Source organism: Bacteroidota bacterium, from assembly GCA_016718825.1.
GTDB lineage: Bacteria > Bacteroidota > Bacteroidia > J057 > JADKCL01 > JADKCL01.
Genome location: JADKCL010000005.1, coordinates 223,482 through 239,301, shown reverse-complemented (window position 1 = coordinate 239,301; position 15,820 = coordinate 223,482). Strand labels below are relative to the sequence as shown.

General features: G+C 51.3%; 14 protein-coding genes. 6 read left to right on the top strand and 8 right to left on the bottom strand.

All coding sequences use genetic code 11. The annotated features are described in order from the left end of the window. The first annotated feature begins 471 nt into the window (after positions 1–471). Positions 472–1,869, top strand: coding sequence for a hypothetical protein (locus IPN95_07610; GenBank protein ID MBK9449271.1), 1,398 nt, complete (start codon positions 472–474; stop codon positions 1,867–1,869). Between the two features lie 31 nt (positions 1,870–1,900). On the opposite strand, the gene IPN95_07605 is transcribed toward IPN95_07610, so the two are convergent. The 3 genes from IPN95_07605 to IPN95_07595 form a co-directional block, all read right to left on the bottom strand. Beyond that, on the bottom strand, positions 1,901–4,477 hold the full coding sequence (locus tag IPN95_07605) for a T9SS type A sorting domain-containing protein (protein MBK9449270.1): 2,577 nt from the start codon (positions 4,475–4,477) through the stop codon (positions 1,901–1,903). Between the two features lie 167 nt (positions 4,478–4,644). Then, a complete protein-coding gene (locus tag IPN95_07600) occupies positions 4,645–5,211 on the bottom strand; it encodes a hypothetical protein (GenBank protein ID MBK9449269.1) in 567 nt (188 codons plus the stop codon). A 54-nt stretch (positions 5,212–5,265) separates the two neighbouring features. After that, a complete protein-coding gene (locus tag IPN95_07595; protein MBK9449268.1) occupies positions 5,266–6,024 on the bottom strand; it encodes a DUF1295 domain-containing protein in 759 nt (252 codons plus the stop codon). A gap of 135 nt (positions 6,025–6,159) precedes the next feature. Here IPN95_07595 and IPN95_07590 point away from each other — a divergent pair, with 135 nt between their 5' ends. The 4 genes from IPN95_07590 (at position 6,160) to IPN95_07575 (ending at position 11,108) form a co-directional block, all read left to right on the top strand. After that, positions 6,160–8,523, top strand: a complete 2,364-nt coding sequence (locus IPN95_07590; protein MBK9449267.1) for a TonB-dependent receptor plug domain-containing protein — start codon at positions 6,160–6,162, stop codon at positions 8,521–8,523. A 5-nt stretch (positions 8,524–8,528) separates the two neighbouring features. After that, a complete protein-coding gene (locus tag IPN95_07585) occupies positions 8,529–9,407 on the top strand; it encodes a DUF4249 domain-containing protein (protein MBK9449266.1) in 879 nt (292 codons plus the stop codon). A gap of 38 nt (positions 9,408–9,445) precedes the next feature. Further along, positions 9,446–10,426, top strand: a complete 981-nt coding sequence (locus tag IPN95_07580; GenBank protein MBK9449265.1) for an endo alpha-1,4 polygalactosaminidase — start codon at positions 9,446–9,448, stop codon at positions 10,424–10,426. A gap of 106 nt (positions 10,427–10,532) precedes the next feature. Beyond that, complete coding sequence (locus tag IPN95_07575) at positions 10,533–11,108, top strand: TerD family protein (GenBank protein ID MBK9449264.1); 576 nt, start codon at positions 10,533–10,535, stop codon at positions 11,106–11,108. Between the two features lie 77 nt (positions 11,109–11,185). Here the strand turns inward: IPN95_07575 and IPN95_07570 are convergent, their stop codons facing one another. The 3 genes from IPN95_07570 to IPN95_07560 form a co-directional block, all read right to left on the bottom strand. Next, positions 11,186–11,965, bottom strand: coding sequence for a hypothetical protein (locus IPN95_07570; protein MBK9449263.1), 780 nt, complete (start codon positions 11,963–11,965; stop codon positions 11,186–11,188). Positions 11,966–12,056: 91 nt separating this feature from the next. Then, positions 12,057–12,458, bottom strand: coding sequence for a DUF1801 domain-containing protein (locus tag IPN95_07565; protein ID MBK9449262.1), 402 nt, complete (start codon positions 12,456–12,458; stop codon positions 12,057–12,059). 463 nt (positions 12,459–12,921) lie between these two features. Further along, a complete protein-coding gene (locus IPN95_07560) occupies positions 12,922–13,638 on the bottom strand; it encodes a DUF547 domain-containing protein (protein MBK9449261.1) in 717 nt (238 codons plus the stop codon). A gap of 188 nt (positions 13,639–13,826) precedes the next feature. On the opposite strand from IPN95_07560, the gene IPN95_07555 reads away from it, so the two are divergent. Further along, complete coding sequence (locus tag IPN95_07555; GenBank protein MBK9449260.1) at positions 13,827–14,897, top strand: flippase-like domain-containing protein; 1,071 nt, start codon at positions 13,827–13,829, stop codon at positions 14,895–14,897. On the opposite strand, the gene IPN95_07550 is transcribed toward IPN95_07555, so the two are convergent. Together IPN95_07550 and IPN95_07545 are read right to left on the bottom strand one after the other, a co-directional pair. Beyond that, positions 14,855–15,178 carry a hypothetical protein gene (locus tag IPN95_07550; protein MBK9449259.1) on the bottom strand — a complete coding sequence of 108 codons (324 nt, stop codon included), beginning with the start codon at positions 15,176–15,178 and terminating at the stop codon, positions 14,855–14,857. The two genes, IPN95_07555 and IPN95_07550, sit on opposite strands and share 43 nt — an antisense overlap. A 43-nt stretch (positions 15,179–15,221) precedes the next feature. After that, entirely contained in the window at positions 15,222–15,806 is a 585-nt protein-coding gene (locus IPN95_07545; protein ID MBK9449258.1) for a hypothetical protein, read from the bottom strand. Positions 15,807–15,820: the final 14 nt, after the last annotated feature.

The window sequence follows — 15,820 nt, the reverse complement described above, 5'->3', positions numbered from 1 at the left end:
GCCGAAACAGGACGCCGTTCGGCCAGTGAATGTAACCGATTACATCCTCAATGCGATGACTTGGGCCTGATCCACGCAAAGGCAAACCTGTAACGACCCATTTCCGCAAAAGAAAAAACCGGAAAATGGCAGTCAACCATTCCCCGGATTTTATTCTGGCAGTGGAGCTATCTTGAAAAATGGTTAAGATTCCAAGAGGTAGAAAAAGTGGAACCTTTCCTAAATAGCTAGAGAACAATAGCGCGCACTGCCAATTATCAATCAACAATTGGCACAATCTTACATTCTTTCCATTAGAATTACAACCCTTTTCATGAAAATTTGACCCAACTGGCAATAGAAAATGGACAACCAACCTGCTCAATCCCAGATAAAATGGTGAATTTCATGAATCTGATCGCAACAAGCGGCATCCGCCATCGCGTAAGATTCCAGGCAGAATTGCTCGTAGAGAATGCTTAATTTTCCGTCGTGCAACGCATCGCAACAATTTTTCGGGATAAATTCTTTTGGATTGGCGTCGTTTTGATCGCGACCATCCAATGGACGATGCTCGCATTGGGCACCCCCTTGTACGAGATCGATACCAATTCTTTCATTCGTGGCGGGCTGAGTTGGGACATTTATCACAACCCTTTGTTGAATATTTACATCGCGGTTTGCACAAAAATCTGGCCCGATGTCTGGTTCATCGTGGGGCTCCAAAGCCTGTTTTTTGCGCTGTCGGCAAGCTTTTTGGCAACAGTGTTGTTTCATGGCCGGCAATGGCTGTTGGTGATCGCATGCTTGTTGGCGGCGCTTGAGCCGCTGACCATGTTTTACAACCATTCCATGCTGGCGGAGAGCTTTTTTACCAGCTTTGCGCTGCTCACCGTGGCGATGCTGATCTTGTGGATGCGCTATGGACGCTGGCAAGACGCCCTTTTCTTGGGACTTGCCATGGGGCTATGCTTTATGGCAAAGTTGAGCGCGATGATCCACATGCCGTTGCTCGCGCTCATGCTTGTGCGTGCGGGCTTCCCGCTCAAGGCGCGCTTACGTGGACTGATGCTTACATTGTTGCCGTTTGCAGCCTGCTATATGTTTGTCTTTGTGGGACAGCGAACGATCAACGAAGGCGATATCTACACGGTCGAAGGGCGGGTGCGCTGGGACTTCTCTTCGGCCTTGTATGACAGCACCGAAGCCGGCAATCCCGAATTTGCCCGATGGGTGCATCCTTACCTCTTTCAAAACGGAAAATTTGTCGCTCACCGCGAACTGCGTCGGGAATTGACCTATCTGGGGTACAAGGACTGCGTTGCAGACTGGGAACGACGCGGTTACGCAGCGCACGAAGGCATCAACAGTTGCGACAGCCTGTTTGGGATCGTCGCCAAGCAGATCATGGATCGCCATTTTTGGGAAGCCGAAAAACAATTTGTTACCGACAATTTCCACTTTGTCCATTCACTCAATTACATCGACTACCGCTTCACGCCCGGCCTGCATTATTACCATCCGCAAGCGGAATATGACTATATCGACAGCCTCATGGCGGTCAACTACGGCTACAACCTCGCCGACCATGCCAATGAAATCCCCAAAATCTGGCGCAGCCTTGAATTTGGCAATGTGTACATGCCTGTGGTTTGGTGGCTTTGGTGGCTTGTTTTGGTCGCCGGATTGGTACTTTGGATCCGCCGCAGAACGACTTGGGAATTGCTGGTGATGGGCATGCTCACAGCGATTCCGATTGTCTTTCATCTGGTTTATATCTCGTACCGCCCCCGATTTCTGGCGCCCTACTTGGTTTTGATGCTGATGCTCCTGCTTTGGGAGGGGGGAATGGTGATTCCGACAACTAAAAAGGCCACCCCAATGGAGTGACCTTTTTGGCGCTGAAAAAGATGAAAAGGAATTACTGTACGATGAGTTTCTGAACCTCCCGACACTTAGCGTTGATACATTCCACAAGGTACATTCCGGCTGGGAGGTCGGAAACATCCAATGCGAAATGGTGTTGGGACGGGCCGAGTTGGAATGACCGCAAGCCACGGCCATTGAGGTCCAAAAGCCGGACCTCAGTTTTACCTGACCAAGTTGCATCCAACTGGACATTCACCTGCTGATGCGCCGGATTGGGGTAAAGGCTGAAGTTGCGCTCCAACTCAGTTGGACCGTCGATGGCTACAAGGTCAAATGTGTTCAGCGTCGTATTGGTGACCACCGGCGCATTGTAGTCAAAGTAGATCGAAGCAGTGTTGGTGATCTGCGTTCCCAGGGGAAGGTTGTCCTTGAGCTTGATGCGGTACATGAGCCAACCATGGCTTGCCGGTTCGTTGATATGGCTATCGGGCAGCATGATGTGGTCGAATCTGAATTCAAGAAAGCCTGGGGCGTCGATGTCCCATGTGAAGGGATGGCTTGCGCCGAGGACTTCGATGGAAAGTGGATCCAAATCGGCATCAAGTGTGTCCATCAGCCTGACCGTGAAGGCAGTATCATTGCCGGTGTTTTGAAATTCGATGGTGTAGGTGAGCAGGGAATCGACATCGGGTTGAAGTTGGCCCTCGGGCACGACCGTTTTGCGGTTGGGATCGTAGGCTGCAATGACGGTTGCGCCGGCGGTATAACTGTTGTCTGATGGAAAAACATCATTCGCAGACGGCAAAATCTCAACCGTATGCGACCAAGGCGTCCCAAAAACGGCATTCGTCGGGATGGAAAATGACGCTTGCAAATAACCAGCTTGATGTGGATGCAAAACCCCGATATTGTAGGTGAGCGTCCTTGTGCCAGGATTGTAATTCGTGAGATTGGAACCGCCATTCAAGAGCGTCATAAGCGGATCATGGACAAAACTCACGGTGGCATTCAAGGCAGTAGAACCTGCATTTTGATACCCGATGGTGACCAATTGGGGCGCTGTTGGACGCGCTGGACCGCTCCAGAACTGTACCCTCAAATCGGAGGTTATACTCGTCGCTTGATCGTAGAAATCATTTCCTGCATACGTTGTTCCGGCAGCCACATTTGGCAGGGTGATGGTGCCGGGTGCTACGGGACAGGCTACTGCGAAATACTCGGGAACCACGGTCTGCTCAATGGTGACACTTCCGGGAAGAACATATTCTTCGTAATAGCCTTGATAATTGGTCGGAACCCAGCTCGAACCAACTTCGACGACAGTTCCACCAAAAGGCAGATCGCCAAGATCGTTCGTGCAGTTGGCATTCATGTCTCCGTAAATGTTACCCGTTACCAGGCCGTAGCAATTCTGGGGAAGTTCCAAGTCCTCATAGGAATAGTCCTCGCAGCCATTTGCATCTTGCACCCGGAGTCCGTGGTAGCCAGCGGAAAGGTTGGAAATCGAATTTGTCGTTTGCCCATTGTTCCAGAGGTAGCTGTAGGGAGAAGTACCGCCCGTCACGGCAACGGACATGGCACCGCCGGTATTGTTGCAATTGGGCACGGTTTCGGTAAGCGTCAAGGTCAGTGGTTCGGTACGCGCAACATGTCGTTGAGCAATTTTGGTGCAGCCGAAGGCGTCCGTAATCGTGACGGAATAGTTGCCATAACTCAGATTGGTAATCGCGGGTGCAACCGTACCGTTGCTCCATTGATAGGCATAAGGTGGCACTCCGCCACTCACGGTCACAAATGCAGACCCATTCGCCTGAAGGCAGGTTTCATCCGTACCTCCGACAGCGGCCGTGATCCCGTTTGGCAATTGACTAACCCATGCCCAACGTGTTGCTGTACAGCCCACGGCATCGGTAACGGTCACTTGATACGAGCCAGAATTGAGTCCGGAAGCTATGGCGGTGTACTGCGGCGGAGTTGTACTCCAGAAGTAGCTGTACGGGGCAGTACCTCCCGTCGCGACAACGCTCGCCTGTCCATTTGCGCAGGTAGTTCCCACAGAACTTGTCGTCAGCTGCACCGGTGAAGTATTCTGTATGACGGCATATAACGACGAGTCCATCTGCGGGGAGATGTAACAGCCCGTAACATCATCGGTGATCGTCACTTCATAAACACCTGCGGATAGCCCTGTAATCGCGCTGGTAGATTGCCCATTGCTCCAGAGATAGGAAAACGGCGGATTTCCACCCGTTACGTTCACAGTTGCAGCTCCGATGCCGCCGTTGCAGACATCATCCGTAGTTGTGAGGACCGGGAGAAATGGACGTGGAATCGTAATCCATTGTGCAACCCATCCCGCAGCAGCATCTTCTACAATTGCGCGATAATCCCCACCGCCTACACCAGTAAGTGTATTGGTGGGGGTCGTTTGCATCCCGTTGGGGCCGAGCCAGTAGTACGTATAAGGTGGGGTGCCGCCAATAACATTGACGGTAGCGCTCCCATCCGCGCCGCAGGCCGGGGTGGAAGACGTAGAGACAATCTGAAGGGCTTGCGCAGGCACAGTCGCGCAGATCAGAATGTTGAACAGCAGAAACAATAGCAGCTTGTGCAAAATTTGTTTTTTCATTTTGGTGAAATGTTTTGTGAATTGTTTGCTCAAAGTTGCGGCGGTGGCGCAAATTGCCCAAACCTACTTTGCAGAAACATTACCCGACCAAAATGAACAATAAATCCATAGTTCATTATTATTCAATTGATTAAACAAAATAACTTGGACTCTAATCAAATCATCCATCAACTCACCAAAGGCTTCAGATCCTTCAGTTTTGCAGCCATCGTCTGCTCCTGAAATTCCTCGACCTGGAGCCGCGGCTCCCATTTCCGGATGATTTCTGCCGCGGAATGGGCATCGTCCCAACCGTTATAGACATGCAAGGGTTGCCAAACATCTTGGTCAGTCGAACGATAGGAAACCACACACAATGGCCGAAGGTCTAATTCGCAGTATTCAAACAAAATTTGCCCGTCTACGGCAAAGCTGCCCGCCCTTTTCCACGGCGCAATAATACCCGAAATGCCCCAAGTGGTCTGAATTTCGCCAGTTTGTCGGTCAAACTGTAGGTATTTGCCCTTGAGCGAATAGGCTGCTCCGAGAAAATACCAAGGCATGAAGGCGTAGGCAATGCGCAAACTCACACTTTTGTGAAGCCCAAGCACATCCATCACCGAATAAACCAGTTGCTTGTCGAGCATCCAATAAATGCCAACGGCGATCACCAACCAAGCCAATACGAACCGCAAAACGTAATTGGGTTTAAATTCCAAACGTTCGTAATCAGGCTCAGGCAAACGGTGAATCATCCTCGAATTTGCAGAAAAATCGCATTTGGGCAGGCAACTGCGTCCATAATTATCCTACCACAAAAACGGCACAACTGCCTTCCGCTCCTTGGGATAATCGGGAAATTTGTCCAAGTACCAGCGATGATGGTCGATCGCTCGTGGCAAAACATTGGCAGCCGTCCAGACGGCGAAGCTCAAGGTCGCGATGTTCCAGCCCATCAGCCCGAATCCGATCCATTCGACGACTTCTCCCAAGAGATTCGGGCAACTCACAAACCTGAACATGCCGCCCTTGGGAATCTTGTAACCTGTTTCGCCAGGCTTGCGCAAGCGCAACAATACCGTATCCGAATGCAAATTGATCACGGCCCCCACCAAAAACAGGACGGCACCGATCAGAAACTGCGGTGACAGGAACCAATTTTCAGGATAAGTCGCATAGTTGCCCAGCCATCCGCCGAGAATGCCGCCATTGACCAAGTTGAAGAAAATCGCCGAAGACATGATCGCGATCGGCATGCGTTTGCCTTGGGTTTTCGTGCGAAACGGGTAAATCAGATCACGGTGGATGTAATGCGCGACATAGCAGCCGACCAAAACGTAATGCACGATCGATTTTTCGCCATTGCCCAGAAAAAAAAGTAACGGCACCAAGATCAACCCCGGCATTTCCATCAGGAGCCATCCCAGCCGATTGGAAACCGTGGGCCCCCAACCCGGTTTGACGTGCCGGCCATAAGGCGCAGCCACGAATTGCAGGGCCACGAATGTCCCCACCGCAACGGCGATCCAACCGACGATCAACCAGAAAATTATCTCTTGTGCAACCATTTGACCGGTAATCTCATCAAATAACCGGTGAAAAAGAAAGAACCCCCGGAAGACCTTGGTCAAAATTTTGACCTAACTTGGCCGAATCGGCTTGCCCAACTTTGCCCTCAATTGCTTGATTGATCGATCTCCTGCATGAAAAAAATCTCTCTTTTGGTATTGTTTTGCCTGTTGTGGTTCAGCAGCAACGCCCAGAAATTTACAATTAGCGGCTTCGTGACTGATGCCCAATCCGGCGAAAAGCTCATCAGCGCCCGTGTTTTTGACCCGCAACGGAAAGAAGGCGCGATCACAAACGCCTACGGATTTTACAGCATTACCACGGAAGGTGGTGACGTTGCGCTTTCCTGCTCCTATGTCGGCTACAAAACGTTTACGACCGGGTTCAGCCTCAAAGGCGATACCACAATCACGGTAGCCCTCGAGCCCGAGGGCGTGCAATTGGACGACGTTCAAATCACTGGCGAAAAGGACATCGCTGAAAATTCGCAGATGAGCCAAATCGATGTGCCGGTGGAAATGATCAAAAAAATCCCGGCGCTCATGGGCGAGGTGGACGTGATCAAAGCCCTGCAATTGCTTCCCGGCGTGCAATCGGGCAACGAAGGCAGTACAGGATTTTATGTGCGCGGTGGCGGTCCTGACCAAAATCTCATTTTGCTCGACGGCGTTCCGGTTTACAATGTTTCCCACCTGTTCGGATTTTTCTCGGTGTTTCCGGCGGATGCGATCAGCAACGTGAGCCTGATCAAAGGCGGATTTCCAGCCCGGTATGGCGGTCGCTTGAGTTCTGTGATTGACATCAGCCTCAAGGACGGCAACATGAAAAAGTGGCATGGCGAAGGCAGCGTAGGCATTGTCGCATCCAAGCTCACCATCGAAGGGCCGATTTGGAAGGACAAAACTTCGCTGATGGTCTCCGCGCGCCGCACCTACATTGACCTGTTGGCGCAACCACTGATCGCGGCATCCTCCGGCGGCAACACCCGCGCCGGCTACTACTTCTACGATGCCGTTGCCAAGGTCAATCACCGCTTCAACGACAAAAATCGCCTCTATGCCAGCTTCTATGGCGGCAACGACAAAGCCTACCTCTCGGACAAGCAAACCGAGAATTTCAACGGAATCGAATATGCTTCCCAAACGAAATTCGATCTGGGATGGGGCAACAAAATTGCAGCCTTGCGCTGGAACCACCTCTTCAACGACAAGCTATTCGCCAATTTTGCCGCGACCTACAGCACCTTCCGTTTCAGAGTCGGCGCTGACCAATCCGATTCAGAAACTGCGAATGGCCAAACCATCACCAACCGCTTTGCATTGGGCTACGATTCCGGCATCCGGGATTGGAATGGCAAGGCGGATTTTGATTGGTATCCATCACCCAACCATTTTGTGCGTTTTGGCGGCTACGGCATCAACCACAGATACACCCCGGGCGTGAGCAATTTGGTGATTGAATCGGGCGGATTCAACATCGACACGGTCCTGGGCGCAACGCCGATCAATGCCAATGAATTCGGGGTTTATATCGAAGACGATTTTAAGATCGGCAGCCGCCAAAAGATGAATTTGGGCCTTCATGCCTCCGGGTTTTTGGTCGATGGCGAATTTTACCGTTCACTGCAACCGCGCCTCAGTTACCGCTTGATGATCGACGAAAACTGGGCAGCCAAGGCCTCCTTCTCGACCATGTACCAATATGTGCACCTGCTCACCAATGCGAGCGTCGGCTTGCCAACCGATCTTTGGGTGCCGAGTACCAAAACCATTACGCCACAGACCGCTTACCAAGGTGCCGTCGGCATCGCCCGCACATTCAAGGATCAAGGCCTGGAATTCAGCGTCGAAGGCTACTACAAATACATGACCGGCCTCGTCGAATACAAAGAAGGAGCGGCATTTTTCACGGAAAGCAGCGATTGGCAAACCAAAGTCGTCCAAGGAAACGGCTGGGCCTACGGCTCCGAATTTTTCCTGCAAAAGAAATTCGGGAAGACGACGGGATGGATCGGCTATACCTTGAGCTGGAACAAGCGCAAATTCGAGGAATTGAACCACGGCAATGTTTACCCCTACAAATATGACCGGCGGCATGACGCCTCCTTGGTGATTGCGCACGAATTCAACAAAAAGGTGGACGTCGGCCTGGTTTGGGTCTTTGGCACGGGGAATGCGACCACGCTTCCCGTGGCGAGTTACCAAGGCAATGCGATGAATCAACTGAGCCAACTCGGGTATCCGACAACCGTGGATTATATCTCTTCGCGGAATGGCTATCGCTTGAATCCTTACCACCGCCTCGACCTGAGCCTCAACCTCAACAAGGAGCTGAAAAGGTTCACGCGCACCTGGTCATTTTCCGTGTACAACACCTACAGCCGTCGCAATCCCTACTTCCTGTACTTTGACAACGACCCGCGCACGGGATTGCGCGTGCTCAAGCAGGTGAGCCTTTTCCCGATCATTCCATCCGTTGCTTACCGCTTCAAATTCTGAGCTTTATGAAATCATTCGCTAAAAATATCGCCCTGCTTTTTGCCCTATCGCTTTGGTTTGCCCGCTGCGAACAAATCATCGAGATTGACCTGCCGGACCAAGATCCGGTGTTGGTGGTCAACAGCACATTTACGCCCGACAGCACTTGGGCCGCAAGCGTCACCAAAAGTCAAGGCATCCAGGTTTCCACGCCACCCGCGGCGGTCACCAACGCCACCATTCTGATTTTGGAAGGCGGAAATGTCATTGACACCCTGCGCCACGAGGTCGATGATGTGTACAAAGCCGTGTTGGGAACGCATCCTGTGGCTGGGCGCTCCTATACGCTGCGCGCCTCCGCGCCAGGCTTTGCAGATGTTACCGGAACCGATGTCGTGCCGGCACCCACGACCGCCTTTGACATGGCTTGGCGCGATTCCGTTTCCTACAACCAATACGACGGTCATTCTGGCGAATTCAGCTTCAAAATCACGGACCGGCCCGGCGAAAAGAATTTCTACATCCTCAATATCTACCGCTTGGATACCATCATTGAATTCGGGGATACGATGGTCTATTTTGGTCCGGCATACGTGTTGGTGCAAGATCCGATCCTTTCTTATGACATCAATTCGAATGGCGTTTTGTTTGACGACGCAACGTTTGACGGGAATACCCGCACGATCAAAGTGCAGATGCAAAGCGATGAACACGCGACTGCTTCCGTGCTGATTTTCGGGCTGTCGACGGTCTCCGAATCCTATTTTTTGTACACGAAAACGCTTACTGCTTACACTACGACAGGCTTCAATCCGTTTTCGGAACCGGTGTTGATCCACAGCAACATGACCCCGGGAATGGGAATTTTTGCCGGCTATGCGGCGACATTTGGATTGGTGCCTTGACGGATCGAAATTGTGGTCAAATCGAGGGTCGTGAAGGCATGAAAGTATTCCACTGGGCAGTTTGGGCTGTTTTGTTATCGTTTTTTGCAGCCTGCAAAAAGGACAAAGCACCCGTTGGAATTGACTTTCGGGCAGAAATGCGCGCGTTGGTGACTGAAATTTCGGTGAATGCCCGTCAGCGGGACGCAGACTTCATTGTCATTCCCCAAAATGGACAGGAGTTGCTGTCGACGACGGAGGATGCAAGTGGGCCCTTGGCAACGAATTATGTTGCTGCGATCAGCGGCATCAGCCGGGAAGATCTGCACTATGGCTACAACAAAGACGATCAAGCCACGCCGGAACCCGACCGCCTGTACGTCGAGGAATTTTTAGACAAGGGAAAGGCTGCCGGCCTGCCGATCCTGGTCACCGACTATTGCAGCAGTCCCTCCAATGTCGATGACAGCTATGCGCAGAATGACGCCAAAGGCTACATCGGATATGCCGCAGACCGCCGCGACTTGGATGCGATCGCGGCTTATCCCGGACAGCCGCACCATGTCAATGCGGATACGATTCTCCAACTCGCTCAAATCCAGAACTATCTTTATCTGATCAATCCCGCACAATTTGCGACGCGCCAAGCCTATATCGATGCGGTCAGAGCCACCAATTATGACCTGTTGTTGATGGACCTGTTTTTCAATGACGGATCAGAATTCACCCAAGCCGAGGTCGAATCCCTGCGCGACAAAGCCAATGGCGGTCGCCGTTTGGTGATCTGCTACATGAGCATCGGCGAGGCCGAAGAATACCGCTACTATTGGAATCCCGACTGGAAATACGGCAATCCCGAATGGCTCCGCAAGGAAAATTCGGCATGGAAAGGCAATTACAAGGTCTGGTATTGGCATAGCGAATGGAAGGCCATCCTTTTTGGCCAAAGTGACAGCTACCTCACCAAAATCCTTCACGCGGGGTATGACGGCGTCTTTTTGGACATCATCGACGGGTTTGAATATTTTGAGAATATCTAAATCTCCGGACGGCTTTCTGTTGCGTTGCCCATTGGCAAATCCCAACCCTTATCGCTAATTTTGCATCGTTTTCGAAAACTGGAAATCATCAAAAATCACAAAGAAAATGGCAATTAATCTCCAAAAAGGCCAAAACGTCAGCCTCTCGCAAGAATCACCCGGTATCAACAAGATTCAAGCCGGCCTCGGCTGGGATACACAGAGCTTTTCCGGTGCTGCATTTGACTTGGATGTCATGCTTTTCCTCACCGACGGCGGTGGCAAAGTCATCAGCGACAGCCACTTTGTCTTTTACAACAACCTCAAAAGCCCCGACGGTGCCGTCGAGCATACGGGAGACAACCTCACCGGCGATGGCGATGGCGACGACGAAGTGATCTTGGTCAACCTCGGCCAAATCGAGCAAAGCGTCGAAAAGGTCATCTTCACCGCGAGCATCCACGAAGCCGAGTCACGCCGTCAAAACTTCGGACAAGTCCAAAATGCCTATATCCGCTTGGTCGACTTGTCGAGCAATGCGGAAATCATCCGTTATGACCTCAGCGAGGACTTTTCCGTCGAGACCAGCCTCGTCGTCGGCGAACTCTACCGCCGCAACGGCGAGTGGAAGTTCAAGGCCATCGGCCAAGGCTACAAAGACGGCCTCGTGGCGCTCTTGCGTGCGCACGGAATCAACGCGTAGGGAATGGAGAATTCAGAATGGAGAATTGAGAATGAACACATTGGCTTCATTCTCAATTCTCCATTTTCCATTCTCAATTATTTGAAAAAGCTGAGATTGAGGTAAAATCCCCAGGGATACAAGGTGAAGTCAAGCCCTTCAGAGTTTTGTTCCTGCACGTGGAGCAAGCGACTGAGCATCAGTTTCACGCCGGGCTCCAAGGCGAGGCCTGAACCGCCGGGCAATTTCACTTCCTTGACGATGCCCGCACCCAAGGAAAAGTTCAACTTCGAATGGTCACGCAATTCGCTGGGGGCATAATCGACAAACTGCGGATTGGGCAAAACGCCGCAATGATGGGTGTATTGCTCGACTTTCCGCTGAATATTGTAGCTGAACATCGGCTGCAGCTTCAGAAAAACAGACATCCGGCGGATGTAGAACTTGAAAGCCGGTTCGAAAACCAGGTTGTAAAACCGAAAGTCGCGACCGGGCAAAGTATCGTTCACCGCCATGAAAGTCGGGAAGCTGTCCAAGGCGCAATCCGTTCCGTAGCCGCCGCTTTTGGGCCAAAAGACATGCTCCAATCCAAAATAAGGAGAAAACTGGACGCCATTGTCGGCCTTCAGATTGATGTAGGCGCCATATCCCAAATGATGTCCGGCTTCAAAAAAGCTGTAATTCTGCGCCCGAACGTAGTTTTTGGAGGCAAACTGAAGCTGATAACCAAACCGGATTCCGAATTGCGGACCCTCCATTTCCGGCGCCGGCGGCGCCTCGGGTCGGGTCTTGGGCAAAGGTAATTCGGCTTGGGCCAGGAGGTCTCCAGCGCCAAGTATCCCCAAAACCACGATGATCCAAATTCGAAACACCTTCATTGGAGCAATATTCAAAGGCAACAATTCATCTTGTTACCCAAATTATCCTTTGCGTTGCACAATTCAGGCTATCCTTAAAACGAAAACTCGGCTATTTCCCCTTGGTTGGATCGCCTTTTTGTGCATTGAGGCTGACCGCCTGCTGGATGAATCCCGTGAGAACTTCAGGGTTCACCTCATCCTTTTCCTTGATTTTGAGGTGTTTCATGCGGTCACCTTCGCCTTCTAGGAGGCCATCGGGATCTTGAAATTCGGCACCGCGCCAGAAGCCAACGGTGACATGCTTGGAGGCTCCGCGGAAAAAAATCATCGGGCCTTCGGCTGTTTCCCAAACCGGTTGCGCCCATTTGATGCAGGCTTTCACAGTTGGATAAGCCGCTGTGATCAAGGAACTGACCAAATCAAAACGCTCCTTTTGCCAATCCGCATTCAATTTGCCATCGCGGTAGGTCAAGATATCATTTCCCTTGTCGGGTCTTGCTGTTGTTGCCATTTTTTATCGTTGATCCATTTTCCAGATCCAAACCTAATTATTTAACCGCACTTTTGGATTAGCAAAGTGGAGATTTCGGAAAAATGATAGTTCGTATGATATCAATCGCGAGGGGCCCCCCCCCCCCCCCCCCCCCAACGTTCGCGAAGTCAAATACAGCTCCCATAGAAAGTTCGACAGTTCCCCAAATCGATGGACTTGATTCCCTTCTCAGGCCCCTGTGGCGGCATTTCCTCCACCTGCCTTGTCAGCGTATCGGGCGGCACCGTGGTCGAAGGGGTGGATTGCCCGCCTAGGGGTAGGATGATTTTCACCGACTTCACCGAATCAACATGCACGGTGTCGTTCTTTGCAATGAAAACATCCGCCTGACCTGCTTCCTTTTTGGGCTTTGCAGGGTCAGGCGGATGCTGAGTGGGTTTTACAGGTGGCTTTGGCGTTGTCGCCGCTCCTGACCCTGCGCTTACTTTTTTCCGTTCAGCGCCCAGTTGTACTCATAGAAGCTCTGGGTGAAGTTGGCGGGAATCGCGGTAATGCGGTATTTGTTGACGTACTCCAAAATCGATGGCTTGACGGCAAGGAAATCATCCTTGTACCAGTCCAAAATTTGGGAAAACTGAACTGTTTTGTTGCCGGTATTCACCTTGATGAAGCTGGTATTGTTCAGTGCAGCTTTGGTGATGGCCTCCAATTTGGTCTCGACGTTGGTCGGGGTGAAAGCATAGTTGGCAATCGGTGGGCAGCTTTTGGCAGCGCAAACCAAGGCAAAGTGTGTGCGTGGATCCTTGAACACCGGACGGATTTTCTTGTTTTCGATGTCGCTGAGCGTGATTTGTGTGCCCGCAAGGTTGAACTTGATGGCATCAAAAAATCCCGTAACGTCGGTTGGCTTGGCGATGGGATAGTGATCGACCACGTTCTTGATCACCAAAATGTTGTAGGCATTGATCAAAAATGCCTTGGAGGTAGCATCGTCGGCAGCCGTCATTTTGTAGGTGCCGATCATTGCCACGAGATCCTTCAACTCGGCGGCGTTGGCCTTGATTCCGGCATAGTCAACCATGCCGGCGCTGATGTTTTTGGCAAAAAAGGCATCCGCTTTTGTGAAGAAATTCGGAGCCTGTGCTTGACCCATGAAACAGGCCAACAGGAGGGCGGTGAAGAGAATGAGTTTTTTCATACGACTGATTTTCCTTGAGAATTCCATTGTGCCAAGCCCCAATGGACTTGCTTGATCGATCTTGCAAAATTCGGGCCGAAATTTTTATTAAGGGTCACCGAACTTCCAAATTCGGGAAATGGGTTGGGAATGACAAGACTTTGGGAAAATTTCGCATCTCAGGGCGGGTCAAGTTGCGACATTGGGGTGTGGCTACTAGTTTGGCAGGGATGACCGCAGTGCAACGGCAATGGCTTCAATTTACCGGACTCCTGATCGTCGGGCTGCTGTTGCTATGGCTGGCCTTGAGGGGGCAGGACTTGACGGCGATCGGTGCCGAAATGACCCGCGCACGCTGGGAATGGATCGGTCTCGGGCTGCTGCTCACGCTCGTGGGGCATGTGAGCCGCGCGCGGCGCTGGCAATTGCTCATCCGCGCCTCCGGGCATGAGGCGGGGTTGATGGCATGTTTCATGACCATGATGACGGGCTACCTGAGCAATCTTGGCATCCCAAGGATTGGCGAAATCAACCGCTGTGTGGCGCTGAACCGGCTTTCAGGTGCGCCCGTGCTGGCCTTGGGCGGTACGGTGGTGGCCGAAAGGGCCGTGGACATGCTGACGTTAGGTGTTTTGGTTGTCGCAGCCATGTTTGGAATGGGTTCCCAGGCGTCAGTGTTCTTTTTTGATGAATTGATGCAGCCGCTTTTTGCCGCTCTGAGCTGGAAACTGGTCTTTGTCGCCTGCTTGGGAATCATCGGTTTGGTTGTGCTTTACGGCGTTGCTTTTCGCCGACGCAACAGCAATCGTCCAGGTTGGTCCTCCAAAATCCAAGGCTGGGCAAAAGAAATCTGGAACGGTTTGATGGCAGCCCTCAAGCTACGCCCGAAGGCACTTCTTGAATTCACCGGCCACACTTTGCTGATCTGGCTGAGCTACTATTCAGCCCCGTTGTGTACACTGATGGCCCTGCAAGTGGATTCTACGAACTTACCATCGCTCGCATTCTACGTTTTCATCTTCGGGAGCTTGTCGAGAACGGTTCCGTTGCCTGCGGGTTCGGCAGGGGCCTACCATTACATTGTTTCGGGTTGGATGATGTTTCTAGGCTATTCGCAATTGGTCGGCATAAGCGTGGCGACTTTGAACCATGCTGTACAAACTGTTTTCTACTTGGTTGTCGGGGCATTGGGTTTGATGGGATTCTTCATCCTGCTGCGAATGCAACCATCTAAAAATCAAAGCCAACCGATTTCAAACAACAAAACTCCTACGCTGTAACTGAATGCATTCGCAGCAAAGGAAAACAGCAGCGCCTTGGGCCATTTCGCTTTGAAAATCAGCATTGCGCAGAGCATTTCGACGACGACAACGCCAATTTCAAGCAGCCAAACATTTGCATCGAATTGTGTCAGGATCAGGTTCAGCACCGGATTGGTGAATCCATTGACAAGAATACAAAATACAACGGCCGACAACCACCCTTCCTTTCGCCAAAAGAGGAGAAAAATGGGCAATTCGAAGAGAATCGTCAGCAGAAGGTAAACGAGCAACGCCGGCAAAGCGATGGATGTTTAATGGTGAACTAGAATGCGAAAGGAAATATCAGCTGTGGACAGCTTTGCGCCGACGCACCACAAAAAATGCGATCAAGCCCAACAAACAGACCGCGGGCAATAGCGCAAACCGAATGATTTCTTGTGATTGGGATCCGACGGTGCCTTTTTTCATTTCGATGACTTCCTCGTAATCGACCATCTTCATGGTAGCCACAAGCTTCACCTCTATTTCGCCATTGCGAATGCTGACCACCTCGATCCGTTGCACGAGGTAGGCAAAGTCGGGTTCCATCTCCATTCTGCTTCCACCGAATTTGACGGTTGATTGAAACAGTTTGCCAGTGGAATCACGTGCGAAAATGAAGGACTTGTCTCCATATTCCGAAGTAGGCTGCGAAATTCCGGGAGAGAGCGGCATTTCCAGAAGCGAATCCGGATCATAGCCGCCATAACCCTCGTAAGTCTGGTATTGCACGAAAAATTGATAACCGGGAAACTTATCTCCGTTCATCAACTCGACATGCACGTAAATCCGTTGCTCGCTGTTGTTGTCGTCAGCAATGTCAGCTCTTAATCCGCTGCTGATCAGCAGCAAAGCTGCCAAAATGAAAAAATGCAGTTTGGAACTCATTTTCATCCTTTTTA

Coding starts and splice junctions, on each gene's coding strand:
- IPN95_07545 (MBK9449258.1), bottom strand. CDS start 15,806: ATGAGTTCCAAACTGCATTTTTTCATTTTGGCAGCTTTGCTGCTGATC.
- IPN95_07560 (MBK9449261.1), bottom strand. CDS start 13,638: ATGAAAAAACTCATTCTCTTCACCGCCCTCCTGTTGGCCTGTTTCATG.
- IPN95_07570 (MBK9449263.1), bottom strand. CDS start 11,965: ATGAAGGTGTTTCGAATTTGGATCATCGTGGTTTTGGGGATACTTGGC.
- IPN95_07585 (MBK9449266.1), top strand. CDS start 8,529: ATGAAATCATTCGCTAAAAATATCGCCCTGCTTTTTGCCCTATCGCTT.
- IPN95_07575 (MBK9449264.1), top strand. CDS start 10,533: ATGGCAATTAATCTCCAAAAAGGCCAAAACGTCAGCCTCTCGCAAGAA.
- IPN95_07565 (MBK9449262.1), bottom strand. CDS start 12,458: ATGGCAACAACAGCAAGACCCGACAAGGGAAATGATATCTTGACCTAC.
- IPN95_07580 (MBK9449265.1), top strand. CDS start 9,446: ATGAAAGTATTCCACTGGGCAGTTTGGGCTGTTTTGTTATCGTTTTTT.
- IPN95_07590 (MBK9449267.1), top strand. CDS start 6,160: ATGAAAAAAATCTCTCTTTTGGTATTGTTTTGCCTGTTGTGGTTCAGC.
- IPN95_07600 (MBK9449269.1), bottom strand. CDS start 5,211: ATGATTCACCGTTTGCCTGAGCCTGATTACGAACGTTTGGAATTTAAA.
- IPN95_07595 (MBK9449268.1), bottom strand. CDS start 6,024: ATGGTTGCACAAGAGATAATTTTCTGGTTGATCGTCGGTTGGATCGCC.
- IPN95_07605 (MBK9449270.1), bottom strand. CDS start 4,477: ATGAAAAAACAAATTTTGCACAAGCTGCTATTGTTTCTGCTGTTCAAC.